Origin of the sequence: Xanthomonas sp. NCPPB 4467 (assembly GCF_041475665.2) — a bacterium.
Taxonomy (GTDB): Bacteria; Pseudomonadota; Gammaproteobacteria; order Xanthomonadales; family Xanthomonadaceae; genus Xanthomonas; species Xanthomonas dyei.
In genome coordinates this window covers 1,352,803-1,371,906 of record NZ_CM191260.1, presented here as the reverse complement: position 1 = coordinate 1,371,906, position 19,104 = coordinate 1,352,803, and the positions used below count along the sequence as shown (strand labels likewise).

General features: G+C 63.8%; 14 protein-coding genes, 5 tRNA genes and 1 other RNA gene. 8 read left to right on the top strand and 12 right to left on the bottom strand.

The window, feature by feature from the left end; translation table 11 throughout:
* Window positions 1-24: 24 nt before the first annotated feature.
* From clpX to ACCQ06_RS05985, 4 genes are all read right to left on the bottom strand, one after another.
* On the bottom strand, window positions 25-1,311 hold the full coding sequence (gene clpX, locus ACCQ06_RS06000; protein WP_046963201.1) for an ATP-dependent Clp protease ATP-binding subunit ClpX: 1,287 nt from the start codon (window positions 1,309-1,311) through the stop codon (window positions 25-27).
* A gap of 125 nt (window positions 1,312-1,436) precedes the next feature.
* Window positions 1,437-2,063, bottom strand: coding sequence for an ATP-dependent Clp endopeptidase proteolytic subunit ClpP (clpP, locus tag ACCQ06_RS05995; protein WP_055845978.1), 627 nt, complete (start codon window positions 2,061-2,063; stop codon window positions 1,437-1,439).
* Window positions 2,064-2,156: 93 nt separating this feature from the next.
* A complete protein-coding gene (gene tig, locus ACCQ06_RS05990) occupies window positions 2,157-3,449 on the bottom strand; it encodes a trigger factor (RefSeq protein WP_104617042.1) in 1,293 nt (430 codons plus the stop codon).
* A 203-nt stretch (window positions 3,450-3,652) separates the two neighbouring features.
* A tRNA-Leu gene (locus ACCQ06_RS05985) sits at window positions 3,653-3,737 on the bottom strand.
* Between the two features lie 268 nt (window positions 3,738-4,005).
* On the opposite strand from ACCQ06_RS05985, the gene ACCQ06_RS05980 reads away from it, so the two are divergent.
* Window positions 4,006-5,274, top strand: a complete 1,269-nt coding sequence (locus ACCQ06_RS05980; protein ID WP_316691039.1) for a two-component system sensor histidine kinase NtrB — start codon at window positions 4,006-4,008, stop codon at window positions 5,272-5,274.
* 256 nt (window positions 5,275-5,530) lie between these two features.
* On the opposite strand, the gene ACCQ06_RS05975 is transcribed toward ACCQ06_RS05980, so the two are convergent.
* A non-coding RNA gene (locus tag ACCQ06_RS05975) (sX9 sRNA) lies at window positions 5,531-5,607 on the bottom strand.
* A 549-nt stretch (window positions 5,608-6,156) separates the two neighbouring features.
* Between ACCQ06_RS05975 and ACCQ06_RS05970 the strand changes: the two genes are divergently transcribed.
* Entirely contained in the window at window positions 6,157-7,419 is a 1,263-nt protein-coding gene (locus ACCQ06_RS05970) for an alpha/beta hydrolase family protein (protein WP_316691037.1), read from the top strand.
* A 264-nt stretch (window positions 7,420-7,683) separates the two neighbouring features.
* Here the strand turns inward: ACCQ06_RS05970 and ACCQ06_RS05965 are convergent.
* The 4 genes from ACCQ06_RS05965 to ACCQ06_RS05950 form a co-directional block, all read right to left on the bottom strand.
* Window positions 7,684-7,759 (bottom strand) — tRNA-Lys (locus ACCQ06_RS05965).
* A gap of 84 nt (window positions 7,760-7,843) precedes the next feature.
* Window positions 7,844-7,920, bottom strand: a tRNA-His gene (locus ACCQ06_RS05960).
* Between the two features lie 32 nt (window positions 7,921-7,952).
* Window positions 7,953-8,029, bottom strand: a tRNA-Arg gene (locus ACCQ06_RS05955).
* Window positions 8,030-8,071: 42 nt separating this feature from the next.
* Window positions 8,072-8,148, bottom strand: a tRNA-Pro gene (locus tag ACCQ06_RS05950).
* 150 nt (window positions 8,149-8,298) lie between these two features.
* Here ACCQ06_RS05950 and ACCQ06_RS05945 point away from each other — a divergent pair.
* Window positions 8,299-9,060, top strand: coding sequence for a Bax inhibitor-1/YccA family protein (locus ACCQ06_RS05945; protein WP_104617030.1), 762 nt, complete (start codon window positions 8,299-8,301; stop codon window positions 9,058-9,060).
* A 150-nt stretch (window positions 9,061-9,210) separates the two neighbouring features.
* Here ACCQ06_RS05945 and ACCQ06_RS05940 read toward each other — a convergent pair whose 3' ends face one another.
* The 3 genes from ACCQ06_RS05940 to grxC all read right to left on the bottom strand — a co-directional run bounded on the left by ACCQ06_RS05940 (window position 9,211) and on the right by grxC (window position 11,244).
* Complete coding sequence (locus ACCQ06_RS05940) at window positions 9,211-10,218, bottom strand: isocitrate dehydrogenase (protein ID WP_316691033.1); 1,008 nt, start codon at window positions 10,216-10,218, stop codon at window positions 9,211-9,213.
* Window positions 10,219-10,546: 328 nt separating this feature from the next.
* Window positions 10,547-10,942: a carboxymuconolactone decarboxylase family protein gene (locus tag ACCQ06_RS05935; protein WP_011036180.1), complete on the bottom strand. Its 396-nt coding sequence runs from the start codon at window positions 10,940-10,942 to the stop codon at window positions 10,547-10,549.
* Complete coding sequence (gene grxC / locus ACCQ06_RS05930) at window positions 10,939-11,244, bottom strand: glutaredoxin 3 (protein WP_316691025.1); 306 nt, start codon at window positions 11,242-11,244, stop codon at window positions 10,939-10,941. Before grxC ends, ACCQ06_RS05935 begins: the two co-directional genes overlap by 4 nt.
* 149 nt (window positions 11,245-11,393) lie before the next feature.
* Here grxC and ACCQ06_RS05925 point away from each other — a divergent pair, with 149 nt between their 5' ends.
* From ACCQ06_RS05925 to ppx, 5 genes are all read left to right on the top strand, one after another.
* Window positions 11,394-13,040, top strand: a complete 1,647-nt coding sequence (locus ACCQ06_RS05925; protein WP_228323995.1) for a M48 family metalloprotease — start codon at window positions 11,394-11,396, stop codon at window positions 13,038-13,040.
* A 175-nt stretch (window positions 13,041-13,215) separates the two neighbouring features.
* Complete coding sequence (gene phoB, locus ACCQ06_RS05920; protein ID WP_002806631.1) at window positions 13,216-13,905, top strand: phosphate regulon transcriptional regulator PhoB; 690 nt, start codon at window positions 13,216-13,218, stop codon at window positions 13,903-13,905.
* A 76-nt stretch (window positions 13,906-13,981) separates the two neighbouring features.
* Entirely contained in the window at window positions 13,982-15,310 is a 1,329-nt protein-coding gene (phoR, locus tag ACCQ06_RS05915; RefSeq protein ID WP_170068713.1) for a phosphate regulon sensor histidine kinase PhoR, read from the top strand.
* A 103-nt stretch (window positions 15,311-15,413) separates the two neighbouring features.
* Window positions 15,414-17,516 carry a polyphosphate kinase 1 gene (ppk1, locus tag ACCQ06_RS05910; protein ID WP_104617044.1) on the top strand — a complete coding sequence of 701 codons (2,103 nt, stop codon included), beginning with the start codon at window positions 15,414-15,416 and terminating at the stop codon, window positions 17,514-17,516.
* A 57-nt stretch (window positions 17,517-17,573) separates the two neighbouring features.
* Complete coding sequence (gene ppx, locus ACCQ06_RS05905) at window positions 17,574-19,100, top strand: exopolyphosphatase (protein ID WP_316691015.1); 1,527 nt, start codon at window positions 17,574-17,576, stop codon at window positions 19,098-19,100.
* Window positions 19,101-19,104 lie beyond the last annotated feature (4 nt).

Genomic DNA, 19,104 nt, shown 5'->3' with positions numbered 1-19,104 from the left:
GGCCTGGCAACGCGGATACGGAGCTCAATCGCCGGACGCAGCCTTGGCCGGGGCCGGTTGCGCCTGGTAGATCAGATACGGCTCGGATTTGTGTTCGATCACCGACTCGTCCACCACCACCTTGCTCACATTTTCCTGCGAAGGCAGCTCGTACATCGTATCCAGCAGCACCGATTCGACGATAGTGCGCAGACCACGCGCGCCGGTCTTGCGCTTGAGCGCCTTCTTGGCGATTGCAGACAACGCGTCCGGGCGGAACTCCAGTTCCACGCCTTCCATGTCGAACAGCTTCTTGAACTGCTTGGTGATGGCGTTCTTGGGCTCGGTCAGGATCTTGATCAGCGCCGGCTCGTCCAGCTCCTCGAGCGTGGCGACCACCGGCAGGCGGCCGACGAATTCGGGGATCAGACCGAACTTGATCAGATCTTCCGGCTCGACCTCTGCCAGGATCTTGCCGACTTCCTGCTTACGCTCGCTGCTCTTGACCTTGGCACCGAAGCCAATGCCGCCAGCGTCGTTGGAGCGTGCCTGGATGACCTTGTCCAGACCGGCAAACGCGCCGCCACAGATGAACAGGATATTTTTGGTATCGACCTGCAGGAATTCCTGCTGCGGATGCTTGCGACCGCCCTGCGGCGGCACCGAGGCAACCGTGCCTTCGATCAGCTTCAGCAGCGCCTGCTGCACACCTTCGCCGGACACATCGCGGGTGATCGACGGGTTCTCGCTCTTGCGCGAGATCTTGTCGATTTCATCGATATAGACGATGCCCTGCTGTGCCTTTTCGACGTCGTAGTCGCACTTCTGCAGCAGCTTCTGGATGATGTTTTCCACGTCCTCGCCGACATAGCCGGCCTCGGTCAGCGTGGTGGCATCGGCGATCGTGAACGGCACATTGAGCAGGCGCGCCAGCGTTTCGGCCAGCAGCGTCTTGCCCGAACCGGTCGGACCGACCAGCAGGATGTTGGATTTCGCCAGTTCGACGTCGTCGTTCTTGCTGCGGCTCTCGATACGCTTGTAGTGGTTGTACACCGCCACGGCAAGCGTGCGCTTGGCGCGCAGCTGCCCGATCACGTACTGATCCAGCACCTCGAGGATCTCGCGCGGCTTGGGCAGACTGGAACGGGCCGACTGCGCCTTTTCTTCGAGCTCCTCACGAATGATGTCGTTGCACAGCTCAACGCATTCATCGCAGATGAATACGCTGGGACCGGCAATCAGCTTACGGACTTCATGCTGACTCTTACCGCAGAACGAGCAGTAGAGAATCTTGTTGCTGTCGCCGGAACGACCTTGGCGGTCTTCGCTCATGCTTCTGTTACCCAGTTACCCCACCCGATGCACGGGGGTTCGATTTCGAGAATAGCACAGGGTCGGAATGAGGTTCGCCCCACCCGACCCTGCCGGATTTTCCTGCAATTTCAGCGGCCTGGCGATCAAGACGGCTGGATCGACTCTTCCGGACGACGCTCCAGCACCTGATCCACCAGGCCATAGGCCTGTGCATCGACCGCGCTCTTGAAGTTGTCGCGTTCGGTGTCGCGCGCAATGGTCTCCAACGACTGTCCGGTGTGCTTGGCGAGGATCTCGTTCAAGCGCGAACGCAGGGTCAGGATCTCGCGCGCATGGATGTCGATATCGGTCGCCTGGCCCTGGAAGCCGCCCAGCGGCTGATGGATCATCACGCGCGAGTTCGGCAGCGCATAGCGCTTGCCGGCGGCACCCGAGGCCAGCAGCAGCGCACCCATCGAGGCGGCCTGGCCGACGCAGATGGTGGCAACGTCCGGCTTGATGTATTGCATGGTGTCGTAGATCGCCATACCGGCGGTGACCACGCCACCTGGCGAATTGATGTAGATGCTGATGTCCTTTTCCGGGTTATCCGCTTCCAGGAACAGCAGCTGGGCAACGATGACGTTGGCCATATGGTCGTCGATGGGACCGACCAGGAAGATCAGACGCTCCTTCAGCAGACGCGAGTAGATGTCGTACGCACGCTCGCCACGGCTGGTCTGCTCGACCACCATGGGCACCAGGTTCAGGGCTTTGGTCACAATGCTCATCAGTCTTCCCGTTGTGGCAGCGGCCTGTGCCGATGCCCGTGTTCGACGTCCGCGCCCTCGAGACTGCAGGGCGCGGTCCTTCTTGCTAACGCATCAGACGCGAATGGCGTCCTGGAACGACAGCGGCTGCTCGGTGTGCTGGGCGCGCTCGGCGATCCAGTCGATCACCTGCTCTTCCATCACACGGCTCTGCAGCCCCCCCATCAGTTGGGGGTCGTTGCGGTACATCTCAATGACCTGTTCCGGCTCTTCGTAGGTTGAGGCGATCAGACGCAGCGTTTCGCTGACGCGCTTGGATTCAAGACGCAGCTCGTTACGGCGGGCCACTTCGCCGACCAGCAGACCGACCAGCACGCGCTTGGCGGCAGCATCCATGAACCCCTGGTACGCATCGTCCGGCACCTGACCCGGATCGCGACCGCTGCGACGCACCTGCTCGACCTGCTGGGCCAGCATCGAACGGGCTTCGTTCTCGACCAGACGCGGCGGCATCTCGACGTGCGCGTAGGCGGCGATCAGCTGCTCGCCCACTTCGCGACGCAGACGGTTCATCAGCGCGCCCTTGAGCTCGCGCTCCAGGTTGGTGCGGATATCGGCGCGGAATTGCTCGGCATCGCCGCTCTTGACGCCGAAGCTTTTGATGAACTCCTTGTCCACCACCGGCAACACCGGCTCGGACACTTCGACTGCTTTGACGTGCACCTGCACGGTCTTGCCGGCCAGCTGCGGCACGCGCCATTCGGCCGGGAAATCGACGGTCAGGGTCTTGTCTTCGCCCTTGGCCAGGCCTTCCAGGCCTTTTTCGATCTGGTCGAACATCACGCCCGAACCCAGCACGCTGCTACCGGTCTCCACGCCTTCGGCGGGCAGACGCTCGTCGCCGGCCTGCGACCAGGTTTCCAGCGCCACCAGATCGCCGACCTGCGCACCGCGCTCGACCGGGTTCCAGGTACGGCGCTGCAGACGCAGGTTTTCGATCATCTGGTCGATGTCGGCATCGGTTACCTCGGCGGTGTGGCGCACTACCGACAGCTTGGCGACATCGATATCGCCGAAGTCCGGCACCACTTCGAAGGTGGCGACGAAGTCGAAATCGCTTTCGCCTTGATCGATGCGCGGGTTGCCGGCCAGACGCAGCGAGTGCTCGCGCACGGCCGAGTCGAAGGTTTCACGCAGCAGGCCTTCCATCGCCTCGGCACGCACCTGCTGACCGAAGCGCTGCTCGATGACCTTGGTCGGCACCTTGCCGGGACGAAAGCCCTTGATGCGCGTGGTCCGCGCCAGTTCGCGCAGGCGGCCACCGACGTGGGTCTCCAGACGCTCCTGCGGCAAGGTGAAGGTCAGGCGGCGTTCCAGATTGCCGGTGGATTCGATCGATGCTTGCATGTTGACTCCTGCCACCGACAGCACAAGCGTCGGCACGAGATGGAAGAGACGGGTTGACGGATGGCGAGAATGCCGCCGAGCCTTGTAGTTTCGCCGATAACGGCGGCGGCTGCCAGCGGAACGCGCACACCGGCGTCTGCAGTGGAAAAGACTGGTTTGCCGGAGGAGCTGCGGCGGCCGGAGCACTCACGGCCGCACTGCATTGGTGCGAAAGGGGGGACTCGAACCCCCACGCCTTGCGGCGTCAGAACCTAAATCTGGTGCGTCTACCAATTCCGCCACTTTCGCGATGTTGCAGGTGCGTGTGCATTGTTGCAGGGATGCCGGCAAAGAAAAAGCACTGCGAACGAGTGGCGAGGCGGTGCGGGTGTGAGGCAGGCAGGACACGGACACCTGCCGAGTCGCAGTTCTGCAGGCCAGTGCGAACCGACCTCAACTGAACGGTTTACGCTCCCAGCCTGATCCCAGCCCTAACCTGGTCGGCGTGGTTGCGCATGACTGCGTCAATATTTGCGAAAATTCCGTTAAACCAAAGCCGAGAGAGCGCCCCGTCGCAATGAGAGACCGATACCGTCAGATCGTGGCACTGTCGCGAGACTGCATCAAAGAGATCGACCTCGACGGACGGATCACGGAGGTCAATGCCAACGGACTCACCGTCCTGGGCGCCAGTGACCCCGGGCAGCTGATTTCTCGCCGCTGGCGCGAGTTCTGGCCGGCCGAAGCCGCCGAGTTGATCGATATGGCCCTGGCGGCATCGCTGGCAGGGGCGGTGCATGAGTTCGAGGCCAGCTGCGTCAACTTCGTTGGCGTGCGCCAGACCTGGCAGGTGGTCACCAGCCCGTTGTTCGACGAGGCCGGCAAGGTCGAGGCGATCCTGGCGGTCAGCAAGAACATTTCCGACCGCCGTGCGTTGGAGGCTGCCTTCCATACGTTGGATCGCACCTTGAAGGCGGAGCGCGAGTTCTCCACGGGCGCATTGATGCTGGCGCGCACGCGCGCGGATTCGCTGTCGACCGAGTTGCACAGCCTGCGCGATCTGCGCGAGCGCATCGAAGACGATCTGGACATTGCGCGCGCCGCCCAGGGCGCTGCCGAAAAGATCTCAGAGCAGGCACAGAAGGGCGAGGCGGTTGGACAACTACTGGCAGGTGTCGTGCACGATCTGAACAACGTGCTGCAGGCCGCTACCTCGGCGATCGACCTGGTGGTTCAACGTGGGAAAATCGACGCACAGGACACCAAACTGCTCGCCGTGGCCGATGCCGCGCTTCAACATGGCTCGGTCATGGCGCAGCGGCTGGTCGGATTTTCGCGCCAGTATCCGTATAGCCCCGAACCGGTTGATCTCGCCGCACTGGCCGACCAGCTCAACCCGTTGCTTGAGCAAGTCGTCGGCGCAGACCTGCGCTTGCACGTGAACACTGCTGCGGGCGGATGCTGCGCCATGGTCGACCGGCATACGGTGGAACGCGCGATCTTGAATCTGGTCATCAACGCGCGCGACGCCTGCGCAAGCGACGGTGTCATCCGCGTGGAGACCGGTCAAACGCAGGTCGCCAAGGCCGATGCAACGCTGACCAAACCCGCTGGCGAGTTCGCCACCATCGCGGTCGCCGATGACGGGCACGGCATGGACAGCCATGTGCAGTCGCGGCTATTCGAGGCGTACTTCACCACCAAGAGCGCAGACAAGGGAGCCGGCCTGGGCCTGGCCCAGGTGTATAGCGCGGTGCGCCAGGCAGGCGGCTTTATCGAGGTGACATCGGCACCAGGCAAGGGCGCGCGCTTCCTGCTTGCGTTTCCGCGCGTGGAACAGGCGTAACACTCGGCCGGCGACTGCAGAAGCGCGCAGCTGCACGCGCGTGGCGCAGGTAAATTGACGTGAATTAATTGCTGCGGCGATTGCGCGCGGCGCTGTAACTGCAGAATTCTTTTGCAACTACCTGCAATATATAGGTAACACCCTTGACTTAATCGAGTCGAAGGGCAGTTTCGAATATCTAAGGCAGCATTTGGTAACCCGCTGATCAAGTGATGCAGCCGCATCCATTCGGCATTCGATATTTCTTACTTAGAGCGGCTAACAAAACGTAGCGAGCAGTCGTCAGGTAGGTGTGGACGGCGCGCTCAGCACCGGAGTGTACGCGTGGACCACGCCGCACCGAGCACCGGCCGCGCCCGCCTGACGGTGAGCACATTCGGTTTGTTAGCTGCCCTTAATGCACATGCAGGTTCTCCCGGCATGGAGATGTCGCGCCACCGAGCGGGAATGCACAGCCCACTGTCTGCAGCGCCGCGATAGCGAGTTACCAGTAGGGAACCATGAGTTGCGCATCGCGCTGCCGACTTCAATCGTTCTGCGAATCTACTGCGTCAAATGCCTGGTAAATGCAGAGCGGCGAATAAGCGCCTCACGCAGCGCGCGTTCGCACTCGGAGTGCGGGCTTCGTTGTTGGGAAATCCTGGGCTATCCGATAAGCACATCATCTGGCGCTGCCAACTTGCAATCGCATTATCGGCATATCGCATACCCCCACTTTTTTAAAGCCTGCTGGTCGATACGCGCCTGATTGCACGTCGTTACCGGATAGAAGACCTGCACCACCAGCAAGGAATTGCTCCTGCGGCGGGAAGTCTTCGAATCCCCGGTCGCTCTCCACGCAAGCCGTACTTTTCGGGTCGCCACATGATGAGGCAGCACACCATGGTCCAGCAACGGATTCGCAATGCGTCACACCTGTTCACGGCTATTGGGACGGCGCTCGCCTTGCTGCCGATGATCGCAATGGCATCGCCTGCGCGCGGCACCCTGCTCAACAGTAACTTCCTGAGCAGCTACACCCGCTCGGCACTTGCCGCATTGCTGCCCGACGACAAGGCCAGCGACCTTCCGACATGCGATGTTCGCGTGGCCGAGTTCACCTACGCCACGATCGGTGTCCAAGGAGAGCCGACCACCGCGTCGGGCGTTCTGCTGGTGCCGGGCGGCACACGCTGCACAGGCCCCTACCCCTTACTGAGCTGGAACCAGGGCACCCAACCCAAACGTACCGCGGAACAGGCGAAGGACATCCGCGATGCAAAGGGCGACGACCCGCTTGTGACTCGACTGGCAGGCAAGGGCTATGTGGTGGTCAGCACCGATTACCTGGGACTGGGCAAGTCGCAGTATCCGTTCCATCCTTATCTGCACGCGGCCACCGAAGCCAGTGCGAGCATCGATGCGATGCGCGCCGCACGCCAGGTTCTGGCACGTTTGCACACGCCACTGTCGGGCAAGGTCATGCTGTCGGGATATTCGCAAGGCGGGCATGCGGCGATGGCGACCCAGCGCGAGATCGAGGCGCACGACTCCAAGGAATTCAATCTGGTGGCCAGCGCGCCGATCTCCGGGCCGTATGCGCTGAGTCAGACCTTCCTGGACAGCTGGAGCGGAACCAATGCGGTTGGCGAAAGCACGTTCGGCTTGGTGCTGGTCACTTACGCGCTGGTCGGCATGCAGCATGCGTATCACAACATCTATCTCGCGCCGTCGCAGGTCTTTCAGGACCCGTGGGCGGGCAAGGTCGAGGGATACTTTCCGGGTAAGGATGAGCTGACCGATCTTACGATCGGCGACGCACTGCCGGGCATCGACAAGATCGGCAGCTATTTCCAACCGAGTTTTTACAAGGATGTACCGCGCAATCCGAACAACCCGTTCCGCAAGGATTTGGTGCGCAACGATCTGCTGGACTGGACGCCACGCACACGCACGCTGCTGTGCGGCTCGTCCAATGACGCCACCGTTCCGCTGAAGAACGCCACTACCGCCATCGACAGCTTCAGGCGACACGGCAGTATGCAGGTCTCGGTGCTGGATCTGGGAAGCGGCAACCGCGACGACAACAGCGCTCTGGAGCACCTGATCATCAAGGAGAGCTGCATGATTGCCGTGCGCCAGCAGCTGCTGGACAAGCAGCGCTAAAGACGAGCGAGCGACGCATCGTAGCGCTGCGAGATAACGACACCGCAGGCGGCGCGCGGCGCACTGCCGCCGCCTGCGGTGTCGTCACCCGGCCTATCCGAAGTGACGAGGAACGAGCGAATCGATTCGCACGTCGACGTGGCAGCAGGCGTTGCGCTAACGGCGTAGGTGGCTGGGTAGCGATACAGGCAATGCAGTGCGCCTGGACCAGGCATCGGCACAAAGAAAAACAGCCACTCAACTTTCGCTGAGTGGCTGCCTGTCTGGTGGGCCGTCAAGGATTCGAACCTTGGACCTATTGATTAAGAGTCAACTGCTCTACCAACTGAGCTAACGGCCCTGAAACTTAGTCGCGCATCTTAAGCGCTTTTTTGCTTCGTTGCAACACCCCGCGATGCGTCGGGTCAAACTTTCCTGCAATCAGTGGGGTGGCTGAGGGGACTCGAACCCCCGACATCTGGAATCACAATCCAGTACTCTAACCAGCTGAGCTACAGCCACCACTGAAAACCTACTTCCTACCGTACCGCCGATGGCGCGCCCGACAGGACTCGAACCTGTAACCGCCGGCTTAGAAGGCCGGTGCTCTATCCGGTTGAGCTACGGGCGCCCGGACCGGACTTCGCATTCCCACGCCGTCAAGAGCTCGGAATGGTCGGGGTAGAGGGATTCGAACCCCCGACATCCTGCTCCCAAAGCAGGCGCGCTACCAGACTGCGCTATACCCCGGCGGGACCTTTCCATCCCGAAGGCTGGAAAGGTCGGCTATTTTGGGAACGATTGGCCTCGCTGTCAATCACCCTGTGTAAATCGGGCGATCCGGTATCCTCATCGCAACGCTCACCTGCACGGCGAGCACCACTTTCATGGAGAACACGCATGCGTAGCGGTAACCCGGCTCTTCGGGAATCCACGTTCCTCGACCTCGGCTCCGGCTCGGTGGTCACCCGCGACGGTCAGGCGATGACCCTCAACGGCACCGTCAACAAGACTGGCCTGCTGTTGCTGATGGCCGTCGCCACCGCGGCTTTCGCCTGGTCGCAATCGATCGGCGCCGATGGCGCACCGCTGCCGGCAGCGCGCCTGTACATGATCGCCGGTGCGATTGGCGGGCTGGTGTTTGCACTGGCGACCAGCTTCAAACCGACCTGGGCACCGGTCACCGCGCCGCTGTACGCGCTGGTGGAAGGCTTTTTCCTTGGGTCGATTTCGGCGGTGTACGAGGCACGTTTCAACGGCATCGTGTTCCAGGCGGTGCTGCTGACCTTCGGCACCATGTTCGCGCTGTTGTTCGCGTATCGCAGCGGCTTGATCAAGGCCACCGAGAACTTCAAGCTGGGTGTGGTCGCGGCCACCGGCGGCATCGCGCTGGTGTACCTGGCTACCATCGTGCTGGGCTTCTTCGGTGTGCGCATTCCCTTCATCCACGACTCGGGCCTGATCGGCATCGGCTTCAGTCTGTTCGTGGTGGTGGTGGCAGCGCTGAATCTGGTGCTGGACTTCGACTTCATCGAAAGCGGCGTCGAGCAGGGTGCACCCAAGCACATGGAGTGGTACGGCGCGTTCGGCCTGATGGTGACGCTGGTGTGGCTGTACATCGAGTTTTTGCGCTTGCTGTCGAAGCTGCAGTCGCGCAATTGAGCGGGGAATCGGGAATCGGGAATCGGGATTAGGGAATCGCAATAGCGATCCCTTGGCCTGATGGTTTGACACTGACGTTAAGCAATCCGCTTCCACCAAAAAGAAAGGGCGCCTAGGCGCCCTTTCTTTTTGTGCGATCTACCCGCGCGCTCAGAGGCGGCTGGCGATGGCCCTGGCGAAGCCCATGGTGTTGCCGGTGCCGCCCAGGTCGGGGGTCAGCGAGTCCTTGGCTTCCAGCGTGGCGACGATCGCTTCGCGCAGGCGCTCGGCGTTTTGCGGCTGTCCGATGTGGTCCAGCATCTGCGCGGCGCCCAGCAGCAGTGCGCATGGATTGGCCTTGCCCTGCCCTGCGATGTCCGGCGCCGAGCCATGCACGGCCTCGAAGATCGCCGCATCCAGACCGATGTTGGCGCCCGGGGCCAGGCCCAGGCCGCCGACCAGACCGGCGCACAGGTCGGAGATGATGTCGCCGAACAGGTTGGTGGTCACGATGATGTCGAACTGTTCCGGACGCATCACCAGCTGCATGCAGGTGTTGTCGACGATCATTTCCTGGAATTCGATTTCCGGGTACTGCGTGGCGACGTCACGGGCGACTTTCAGGAACAGGCCCGAGGTCGACTTGATGATGTTGGCCTTGTGCACCGCGGTGACCTTCTTGCGGCCGGTGGCGCGCGCCAGGTCGAAGGCGTAGCGCACGATGCGCTCGGAGCCCTTGCGGGTGACGCGGGCGCCGGAGAAGGCGGTCTCGCCATCCTCGGACACGGTCTGGCCTTCGCTCAGATACGCGCCCTCGGTGTTTTCGCGCACCGTGATCAGGTCAACGCCATCGGCGAAACGCGACTTGGTGTTGGGGAACGACTTGGCCGGACGCACGTTGGCGTACAGGTCGAACTTGCGACGCATGGCCACGTTGATCGAGCTGAAGCCCTCGCCGACCGGCGTGGTCAGCGGGCTTTTCAAAGCCACCTTGTTCTTGGTGATCGAGGCCAGGGTGGACTCGGGCAGCAGATCGCCGTGCTTTTCCAGCGCGACCAGGCCAGCGTCTGCGTACTCGTAGGTCAGGCCAGCTTGCAGCGCGTCGAGCACGAACAGCGTGGCATCCATGATCTCCGGGCCAATACCGTCGCCGCGGATGACCGTGATTGTCTGCGTCATAACGTTGGGGTTCCGAACTTGAAGGGGGGAGCGCCAGCCGTCAAACCCGGCAGAGCGGCGCAAGGAGGTTTCACAGGCAATTATGCCCGATGCCGCTGACCGCGCCCAAACCGACCATCGTCTAAGGGGCTGGCAACAGGGGCAGCGGCCGCAGCGCGCGTGGCCCGGACGGGCGTCGACCCGGTGCGTGTCCTCCCAACCCCTGCAGGCTCTCCACGACACCGCGCGCGGCAGCGCGAACCAGATCCCGTGCGCCGGATGGCGCCAGGCCCCCAAACGCAGTGCGCCGCCTCGATGGGCGGCGCACCGGAACCGCAGCGGCAGTGGATCAGCCGTGGCTGTGTTCGGCCGGCGCAGGCGCGCCGCCTTCGAGCTGGTCGAGGAAATCCACCGCGCGGCGCAGATGCGGGATCACGATGGAGCCACCGACCACCAGGCCGACCGAGAAGGTCTCGAAGAACTCTTCGCGGGTGACGCCGGCCTCTTTGCATTGCGCCACGTGGTAGCTGATGCAGTCGTCGCAACGCAGCACCATCGAGGCGACCAGGCCGAGCAGCTCCTTGGTTTTCACATCCAGCGCGCCGGCCTGGTAGGTCTGGGTATCCAGCGCGAAGAAGCGCCGCACGACCTGATTGGGCTCGGCCAGGATGCGCTGGTTCATGCGCTGGCGGAAGTCGGTGAACTCGCGCAGGCGATCGGCGCTGCCGTCGTCGGAACCACTCATGCCTGACCGCCTGCGGTGGCGAACAGCGGTTCGAGTTTGCCGGCGCGGTGCATGGCCATCATGTCGTCGTAGCCGCCCACGTGGACGTCCCCGACGAAGATCTGCGGCACGCTGGTGCGTCGCGCCAGGGCGACCATCTTGTCGCGCTCGACCGGGTCCAGGTCGATCCGCACCTCGGTCCAGGTCTGGCCCTTGCTCTTGAGGAAGTTCTTGGCCGCCACGCAGTACGGGCAGATGGCGGTGGAATACAGGGTGATCTGCGGGCCGGTGGCCGCGTCCTGCCCGGTGTGGTCTTGGCTCACAGGAAACTCCGTGGTGGGTCTGAGGTCTGACACATGGTAGCGGGCGACTGGAATTTCCATGTCGTCACCGCAACACTGTGGATTAATTGCCGATTCACACCGCTGCGCTGCGCTGCCCGCATGCTCCGCGCACCACCTGGGAGTTTCACTTGCGCCTGCTTCCGCTCGCCACCGCCCTCACCCTGGCCCTCGCCATGGGCGTGGCACCTGCCCAGGAAAGTCGCCTGCCCGATATCGGCTCGTCGGCGGGCGAGCTGCTGACCCCGGCCCGTCAGGCCGAATACGGCAAGATGATGCTCGCCGAGTTGCGCAACTACGACTATGTGCTGGACGACCCGCTGATCGGCGACTGGCTGCAGACCATGGGCACCCGCCTGGGTGCCAACAGCGACCAGCCGCAGCAGCCATTTACCTTTTTCATGCTGCGCGACCGCCAGATCAATGCGTTCGCCACGCTGGGCGGCTATATCGCGGTCAATGCCGGGCTGGTGCTGACCGCCGAGCGCGAGGACGAAGTGGCCGCAGTGCTGTCGCACGAAATCGCCCACGTCACCCAGCAGCACGTGTTGCGTGGGGTGGAACGGGCGCAGCGCGACCAGATTCCGATCCTGCTCGGCATGCTGGCGGCGGTGGTGGCGGCGCAGCAGGCCGGCGGCAATTCCAAGGGCGATGCCACCATGGCCACCATCACCAGTGCGATGGGGCTGATGCAGCAACGCCAGATCGACTACACCCGCTCCAACGAATCGGAGGCCGACCGGCTGGGCATTCGCACGCTGGTGCGCAGTGGCTACGACGTGGACGCGATGGCCGGCTTCTTCGAGCGCATGTCGGTGGCGATGCGCGCCAACGAGGGCGGCTACAGCGCGCCGGACTTCCTGCAGACCCACCCGGTCACCACCACCCGCATCAGCGAGGCCAAGGCGCGCGCCGAGCAGATGAAGAAGAACACCGTGGTGTTGACCACCTCGGTGCCGGGCGGAACGCGCCAGGAGCGCGTGGACCCGGCCGACCCGTCGTTGTCGGAACCGCTCAGCCGCAATGGCAATGCGCTGCTGCCGTATGCGCTGCGGCTGCCGGTGGATGCGTTGAGCCGTGGCGGCGATCAACAGGGCTTCGACTGGGCCAAGGAGCGTCTACGCGTGCTCAGCGCGAGCACGCCCGATGCGGCCATTCGCGAATACGAAAACCTGCGCCGCAGTGCCAAACAGGGCCTGACCGATGCGCAGCGTTATGGGCTGGCGCTGGCGCAACTGCGCAACAGCGGGAGCCGGCCGAGCGAGCCGGTGGCCCAGTTGGCCGGCCTGCTGGAGACGCATCCGGACAACCTATGGCTGGCGCTGGGCCTGAGCGAAGCGCAGGCGCGCGTGGGCCAGCGCGAGGCGGCCAACGCACGCTTCGATGCGCTGCTGAAGCGGCTGCCGAACAACCGTGCAGTGGCGCTGACCTATGCCGGCGCGCTCAACGAGCAAGCCAGCAAGGAATCCGGCCAGCGCGCGCGCCAGGTGCTGGAACCCCTGCTCTACCGCAACGGCGAAGACCCGTTGCTGCAACAGACCTACGCGCGCGCCTGCGAACTCGCTGGCGACCAGCTGCGTGCCAGCGAGGCCTATGCCGAATCGGCATCGCTGAACGGGCGCCCGGAGCAGGCCCTGATCCAGCTGGAAGCACTGAAAAAGAAAGATCTGGACTATGTGACACGAGCGCGCGTGGATGCGCGTATTGCCGCAATCACGCCGACGGTGCTGGAACTGCGTCGTCAAGGCATCCGCGACCCGGATCTGTCCACGCAGTGACGGCGAGTGCGCGGATGCGTCCGCGGCAGCATGTTGTGCCCGGCTTGAACGCTTGCAGCGGCTCAGTCCGCTTCGCAAAACGGAAGTCTGGCGTGGAGCAACCCGCACCATGTCACATTAGAGTCACAAAACCGTAGTCTACTGGCGATCACCAAAGCCAGACGGTAAGCCCCGCGTGCAAAAACGCATTCTGATCGTCGATGACGAACCCGCGATCCGCGACATGGTGGCGTTCGCGCTACGCAAAGGCGAGTTCGAGCCCATCCATGCCGGCGACGCGCGCGAGGCACAGACTGCCATTGCCGACCGCGTGCCCGACCTGATCCTGCTGGACTGGATGCTGCCGGGCACCAGCGGGCTGGATCTGGCGCGGCGCTGGCGCAAGGAACAGCTGACCCGGGAGATCCCGATCATCATGCTGACTGCGCGCGGCGAAGAGAACGACCGCGTCGGCGGGCTGGAAGCCGGCGTGGACGACTACGTGGTCAAGCCGTTCTCGGCACGCGAGCTGCTGGCGCGTATCCGAGCGGTGATGCGCCGCACCCGCGAAGACGACGAAGACGGCAGCGTGGCCGTGGGCCGGCTGCGCATCGATGGCGCGGCGCACCGCGTATTTGCCGGCGATGCGCCGGTGCCGATCGGCCCGACCGAATACCGCCTGCTGCACTTCTTCATGACCCATCCGGAGCGCGTGTATACGCGCACCCAGTTGCTGGACCATGTCTGGGGCGGCAGCGTGTATGTGGAAGAGCGCACCATCGATGTGCACATCCGACGCCTGCGCAAGACGCTGGAACCGTTTGGCCTGGAAAACATGGTGCAGACCGTGCGCGGCTCGGGCTATCGTTTTTCGTCGGCAACCTAAGTACGTGCCGCACCGCAACCCGGCCGCTGTCTGGCCGGGTCGCCTGCCTACCTGACGCTTCGTGGTAACGCCTTCCATGCCCCAACATATCCGTTCCGCCTGGCTCAAGACGCTCGGCACCCTTGCGCTGTTGTTGGGCGCTGCCGTCGTGGTGGGCGTGCTGATCGGGCATGTGTGGATGGCGCTGACACTCACCGCGCTGGGGGTGCTGGCCTGGCATTACTGGCGGCTGCGCCAGGTGCTGCGCCGCCTCACCGCACGCCAGCGTGCCGAGCCTGCCGCCGGTATCGGCGCCTGGAACGAACTGGACCGGCTGCTGTATCGCAGCCAGGCCGAAATGCGTGGGCGCAAACGCCGCTTGATCGACATGCTGCGCACCTACCGTGCCGCGGCGCAGGCGCTGCCGGATGCGGTGGTGGTGGTGGATCGCAACAGCCAGCGCGTGCAGTGGTTCAACAAGGCGGCCGGCGGGCTGCTGGGCTTGCATCATCCCGGCGACATGGGCGTGTCGGTGGTGGAGCGGCTGCAGCCGTTGCCGCTTGCGCACTGGCTGGCGGCCGGTCGCAACGCCGAGCCGATGCTGGATGCCGCCTCGCCGGTGGACCCGGACCTGCGATTGAATCTGCGCCTGATCCCCTACTCCGACGACTACTGGCTGCTGGTGGCGCGCGATGTCAGCAAGCTGCTGCGTCTGGAACAGGTGCGTCGCGATTTCGTAGCCAATGTGTCGCACGAGCTGCGCACGCCGTTGACGGTGGTGCACGGCTACCTGGACATGCTCGACCCGGAGGACTTCCCGGACTCCGGCCCGATGCTGGCCGAGATGCGCAAGCAGTCGCAGCGCATGGCGCAGCTGGTCGAAGACTTGCTGACCTTGTCGCGGCTGGAATCGCAGGAAGAACTCGGCGAAGAACACGTGGCGATGGCGCCGATGCTTTCGACACTACGCCGCGAAGCCGAGGCGCACAGCCAGGGCCGGCACACGGTGGACGTGATCGATGAGGCCGGTGTGGATCTGCTCGGTTCCAACAAGGAATTGCACAGCGCGTTTTCCAACCTTGTGACCAACGCGGTGCGCTATACGCCCGGCGGCGGCACTGTGACGATCCGCTTCATGCGCGAAGGCGATGGCGCGGCGTTGGCAGTGCGCGACACCGGCTATGGCATTCCGGCCTCGCATCTGCCGCGCATTACCGAGCGCTTCTACCGCGTGTCCAGCAGCCGCTCGCGCGAGAGCGGCGGCACCGGGCTGGGGCTGTCGATCGTCAAGCACATCCTGGGGCTGCACCAGGCACGGCTGGAGATCGAGAGCGAAGTGGGACGCGGCAGCGAATTCTCTTGCCATTTCGGTGCCGCACGCGTCGTGCAGCGCGAACAGTCCCTGCCACTGTCACGCTCGGCGTGATATGTAGGGAGTGCGCGTCGACGCGCGACGCGACGCGATGCACCTGCGCAACGCACGTTGCACGCGGTAACACGCACACCAACCCGTCTTGATGACCGACTCCATGGGCCACGCCAAACAACTGCACGACGTCACACCTTCCGAGGACATCGCCACCGATCCCTTGCGTGATCCGGCGCTGTACATCAACCGGGAACTGTCGCAACTGGACTTCAATTTCCGGGTGCTGGCGCAGGCGCTGGACGAACAGGTGCCGCTGCTGGAACGGCTGCGGTTCCTGTGCATTTCGTGCACCAACCTGGACGAATTCTTCGAGATCCGCGCCGCCACCGTGCGGCATGCGCAGGAGTTCGGCCTGCCGCCGGCGCCGGACGGATTGAGCCCCACGGCCATTCTCAACGCCGTGCACGACCGTGCGGCCAAGCTGGTCGAGCAGCAGTACCACGCGTGGAACGACGTGCTGCGCCCGGCGATGGAAGAGGCCGGCGTTGCCGTGCTCGGTCGCGCGACGTGGACCTCGCGCCAGAAGCGCTGGCTGCGCGCCTACTTCCGCAACGAGATCATGCCGGTGCTGTCGCCGTTGGGCCTGGACCCGGCGCATCCGTTCCCGAAGATTCTCAACAAGACCTTGAACATCGTGGTGGTGCTGGAAGGCCAGGACGCGTTCGGGCGCGCCGGTCATCTGGCCATCGTGCGTGCGCCGCGCTCGTTGCCGCGCATCATCCAGTTGCCGGCCAGCCTGTCGCCGGAGGGTGCGCAGAGCTTTGTGTTCCTGTCCTCGGTGTTGTCGGAGTTCGTGGACGAGTTGTTCCCGGGCATGCAGGTCAAGGGCTCCTACCAGTTCCGCGTCACCCGCAATTCCGAACTGGTGGTGGACGAAGAAGAAGTCGAAAACCTGGCACTGGCGCTGCGCGACGAGCTGGTCACGCGCGGCTACCGGCCGGCGGTGCGGCTGGAGATTGCGCACGATTGTCCGGCGCCGATCATGCGCACCTTGCTGCAGAACTTCGGCTTGAACGAGAACGCGGTGTATCGCATCGTCGGGCCGGTCAATCTGAGCCGCGTCACCCAGGTCTACGACCTGGTGCAGCGCCCGGAGCTCAAGTACCCCTCGTTCAACCCGCGCACTTTGCGCGACAGCGAGGGCATCTTCCAGATCGTCAGCAAGGGCGATGTGCTGCTGCATCATCCCTTCGATGCTTTCACTGCGGTGCTGGATGTGATTCGCCAGGCAGCGGTCGACCCGAACGTGCTGGCGATCAAGCAGACGCTGTATCGCACCGGCAAGGATTCGCTGATTGTCGATGCGCTGATTCTGGCCGCGCGCAACGGCAAGGACGTCACCGTGGTGGTGGAGCTGCGCGCGCGCTTCGACGAAGAGGCCAACCTGGGCCTGGCCGACAAGCTGCAGGAAGCCGGCGTGCAGGTGGTGTATGGCGTGGTCGGTTTCAAGACCCACGCCAAGATGCTGCTGATCGTGCGGCGCGAGGGACGCAAGCTCAAACGCTATGTGCATCTGGGCACCGGCAATTACCACAGCGGTACTGCGCGGCTGTATACCGACATCAGCCTGATCACCGCCGATGCGGAGATCGGCAACGACGTGCACATGCTGTTCCAGCAGTTGTCCGGGCTTGCCCCGCGCATGAAGCTGGAGCAGTTGCTGCAGTCGCCATTTACGCTGCATGCCGGTGTGCTGAAGCGGATCGAACGCGAGACCCGCCTGGCACGCAATGGTCGCCCCGGGCGCATCATCGCCAAGATGAATGCCCTCAACGAACCGCAGGTGGTACGTGCGCTGTATTCCGCCTCGCAAGCCGGCGTGCAGATCGACCTGATCGTGCGTGGCGCCTGCACGCTGCGCCCCGGGGTGCCGGGCGTGTCCGACAACATCCGCGTGCGTTCGATCGTGGGGCGGTTCCTGGAACATAGCCGCGTGTACTGGTTCGGCAACGATGGGGCGGCCGAGTTGTACTGCGCCAGCGCCGATTGGCTGGAACGCAACCTGTTGCGCCGTGTGGAAACCTGCTTCCCGATCCTGGACCCGGATCTGGCCAAGCGCGTCTATCGCGAAGTGCTGCAGAACTATCTGGACGACAACGTCAGTGCCTGGGAACTGGATGCCGAAGGCGTGTACAACAAGCGCACCCCCGGCCCTGGCGAACCGGCCCATTCGGCGCAGATGACCTTGCTCGATCGGATCTGAGAACGCCGCGGCCGTGGCCTCTCACGTGGCCGACCGCCCATCGGCTACCATGCGGCCATGCCAACACCCTCCCCCACGATTCCGCCCCTGCGCGATGGCGATTTTCTTGCCGCCATCGACCTAGGGTCCAACAGTTTCCACATGGTCATTGCGCGCTGCCTGATGGGTCAGCTGCGCGTGGTCGACCGCCTGCGCGAAACCGTGCGCATGGCCGACGGCCTGGATGGCAAGGGCGGTCTGTCCAACGAAGCGCGCCAACGTGCGCTCGAATGTCTGGCGCGCTTTGGCCAACGCATCCGTGAAGTGCCCTCGCTACGCGTGCGCGCACTGGCGACCAATACGGTGCGTCAGCTGCGCTCGCCGCAGGCCTTTTTGATGCCGGCCGAAACAGCGCTGGGGCATGCGATCGAAGTGGTCAGCGGACGCGAGGAAGCGCGCCTGATCTATCTGGGCGTGACCCATGCGCAACCGCCCAAGCCCGATCAACGCCGGCTGGTGATCGACATCGGCGGTGGCTCGACCGAATTCATCATCGGCCGCGGGTTTCAGACCCTGGAACGCGAAAGCCTGCAGGCCGGTTGCATTGCCAGCACGCGGCGATTTTTTCCAGGCGGCAAGTTGTCGAAGAAAAAATGGAAGGATGCGCTGACCGAGATCGGCGCCGAATTCCAGCAGTTTGCCGGCCAATACAAGGCGCTGGGCTGGCATGAGGCGATCGGTTCGTCCGGCACGCACAAGGCGATCGGCGAGATCTGCGCCGCGATGAAGCTCACCAAGGGTGCGATCACCGCGCAGGCGCTACCGGCGCTGCGCGATGAGCTGCTCAAGGCCAAGCGCATCGAAGACATCCAGTTGCCCGGCCTGGCGGCCGAGCGGCGGCCGATCATCGCCGGTGGAATCCTGGTACTCGAAGCGGCCTTCCAGGCCCTGGGGCTGGAGAAGCTGATGGTCAGCAAAGCGGCGATGCGCGAAGGCATCCTGTACGACATGCTCGGCCGCGGCGGCGAGAACGATCCGCGTGACAGCTCGGTGGCCTCGCTGGTGCAGCGTTACGGCATCGATGAGGTACAGGCGCAACGCGTGGAAGCCACCGCCTGCCGTCTGTTCGACCAGGTGTGCGAATCCTGGCAGCTGGATGGCGACGATGCGCAGGTGCTGCGGCGTGCCGCACGCCTGCACGAGCTGGGTCTGATCATCGCGCACAGCCAGTACCACGTGCACGGCAGCTACATCCTGGAACATTCGGATATCGCCGGTTTTTCGCGACAGGAACAACAGGTCCTGGCAGCGCTGGTGCGTACGCATCGGCGCAACGTGCCCAAGACCGCCTTCGACGCGCTACCGGACCGGCTGCTGCTGCCCACCCGCCGCAAGGCCGCGCTGCTGCGGTTGGCGGTGCTGCTGCACCGTGCGCACGAATCGGACCCGATCCCGACACTGGAACTCACCGCCGACGACACCCGGCTGTCGTTGATCCTGTCGCAAAGCTGGATCGATTCGCGCCCGCTGCTGCGCGCCGATCTGATCGGCGAAGTCGAAAGCATGGCCGGCCTGGGCATCGCGTTCAAACCGTTTGTGGCCTGAGGCC

Bases quoted from the DNA above. Each gene is read 5' to 3' on its own strand.
- clpX (WP_046963201.1), bottom strand. From the start codon at position 1,311: ATGAGCGAAGACCGCCAAGGTCGTTCCGGCGACAGCAACAAGATTCTC.
- clpP (WP_055845978.1), bottom strand. From the start codon at position 2,063: ATGAGCATTGTGACCAAAGCCCTGAACCTGGTGCCCATGGTGGTCGAG.
- tig (WP_104617042.1), bottom strand. From the start codon at position 3,449: ATGCAAGCATCGATCGAATCCACCGGCAATCTGGAACGCCGCCTGACC.
- ACCQ06_RS05980 (WP_316691039.1), top strand. From the start codon at position 4,006: ATGAGAGACCGATACCGTCAGATCGTGGCACTGTCGCGAGACTGCATC.
- ACCQ06_RS05970 (WP_316691037.1), top strand. From the start codon at position 6,157: ATGGTCCAGCAACGGATTCGCAATGCGTCACACCTGTTCACGGCTATT.
- ACCQ06_RS05945 (WP_104617030.1), top strand. From the start codon at position 8,299: ATGCGTAGCGGTAACCCGGCTCTTCGGGAATCCACGTTCCTCGACCTC.
- ACCQ06_RS05940 (WP_316691033.1), bottom strand. From the start codon at position 10,218: ATGACGCAGACAATCACGGTCATCCGCGGCGACGGTATTGGCCCGGAG.
- ACCQ06_RS05935 (WP_011036180.1), bottom strand. From the start codon at position 10,942: ATGAGTGGTTCCGACGACGGCAGCGCCGATCGCCTGCGCGAGTTCACC.
- phoR (WP_170068713.1), top strand. From the start codon at position 13,982: ATGCCCCAACATATCCGTTCCGCCTGGCTCAAGACGCTCGGCACCCTT.
- ppk1 (WP_104617044.1), top strand. From the start codon at position 15,414: ATGGGCCACGCCAAACAACTGCACGACGTCACACCTTCCGAGGACATC.
- ppx (WP_316691015.1), top strand. From the start codon at position 17,574: ATGCCAACACCCTCCCCCACGATTCCGCCCCTGCGCGATGGCGATTTT.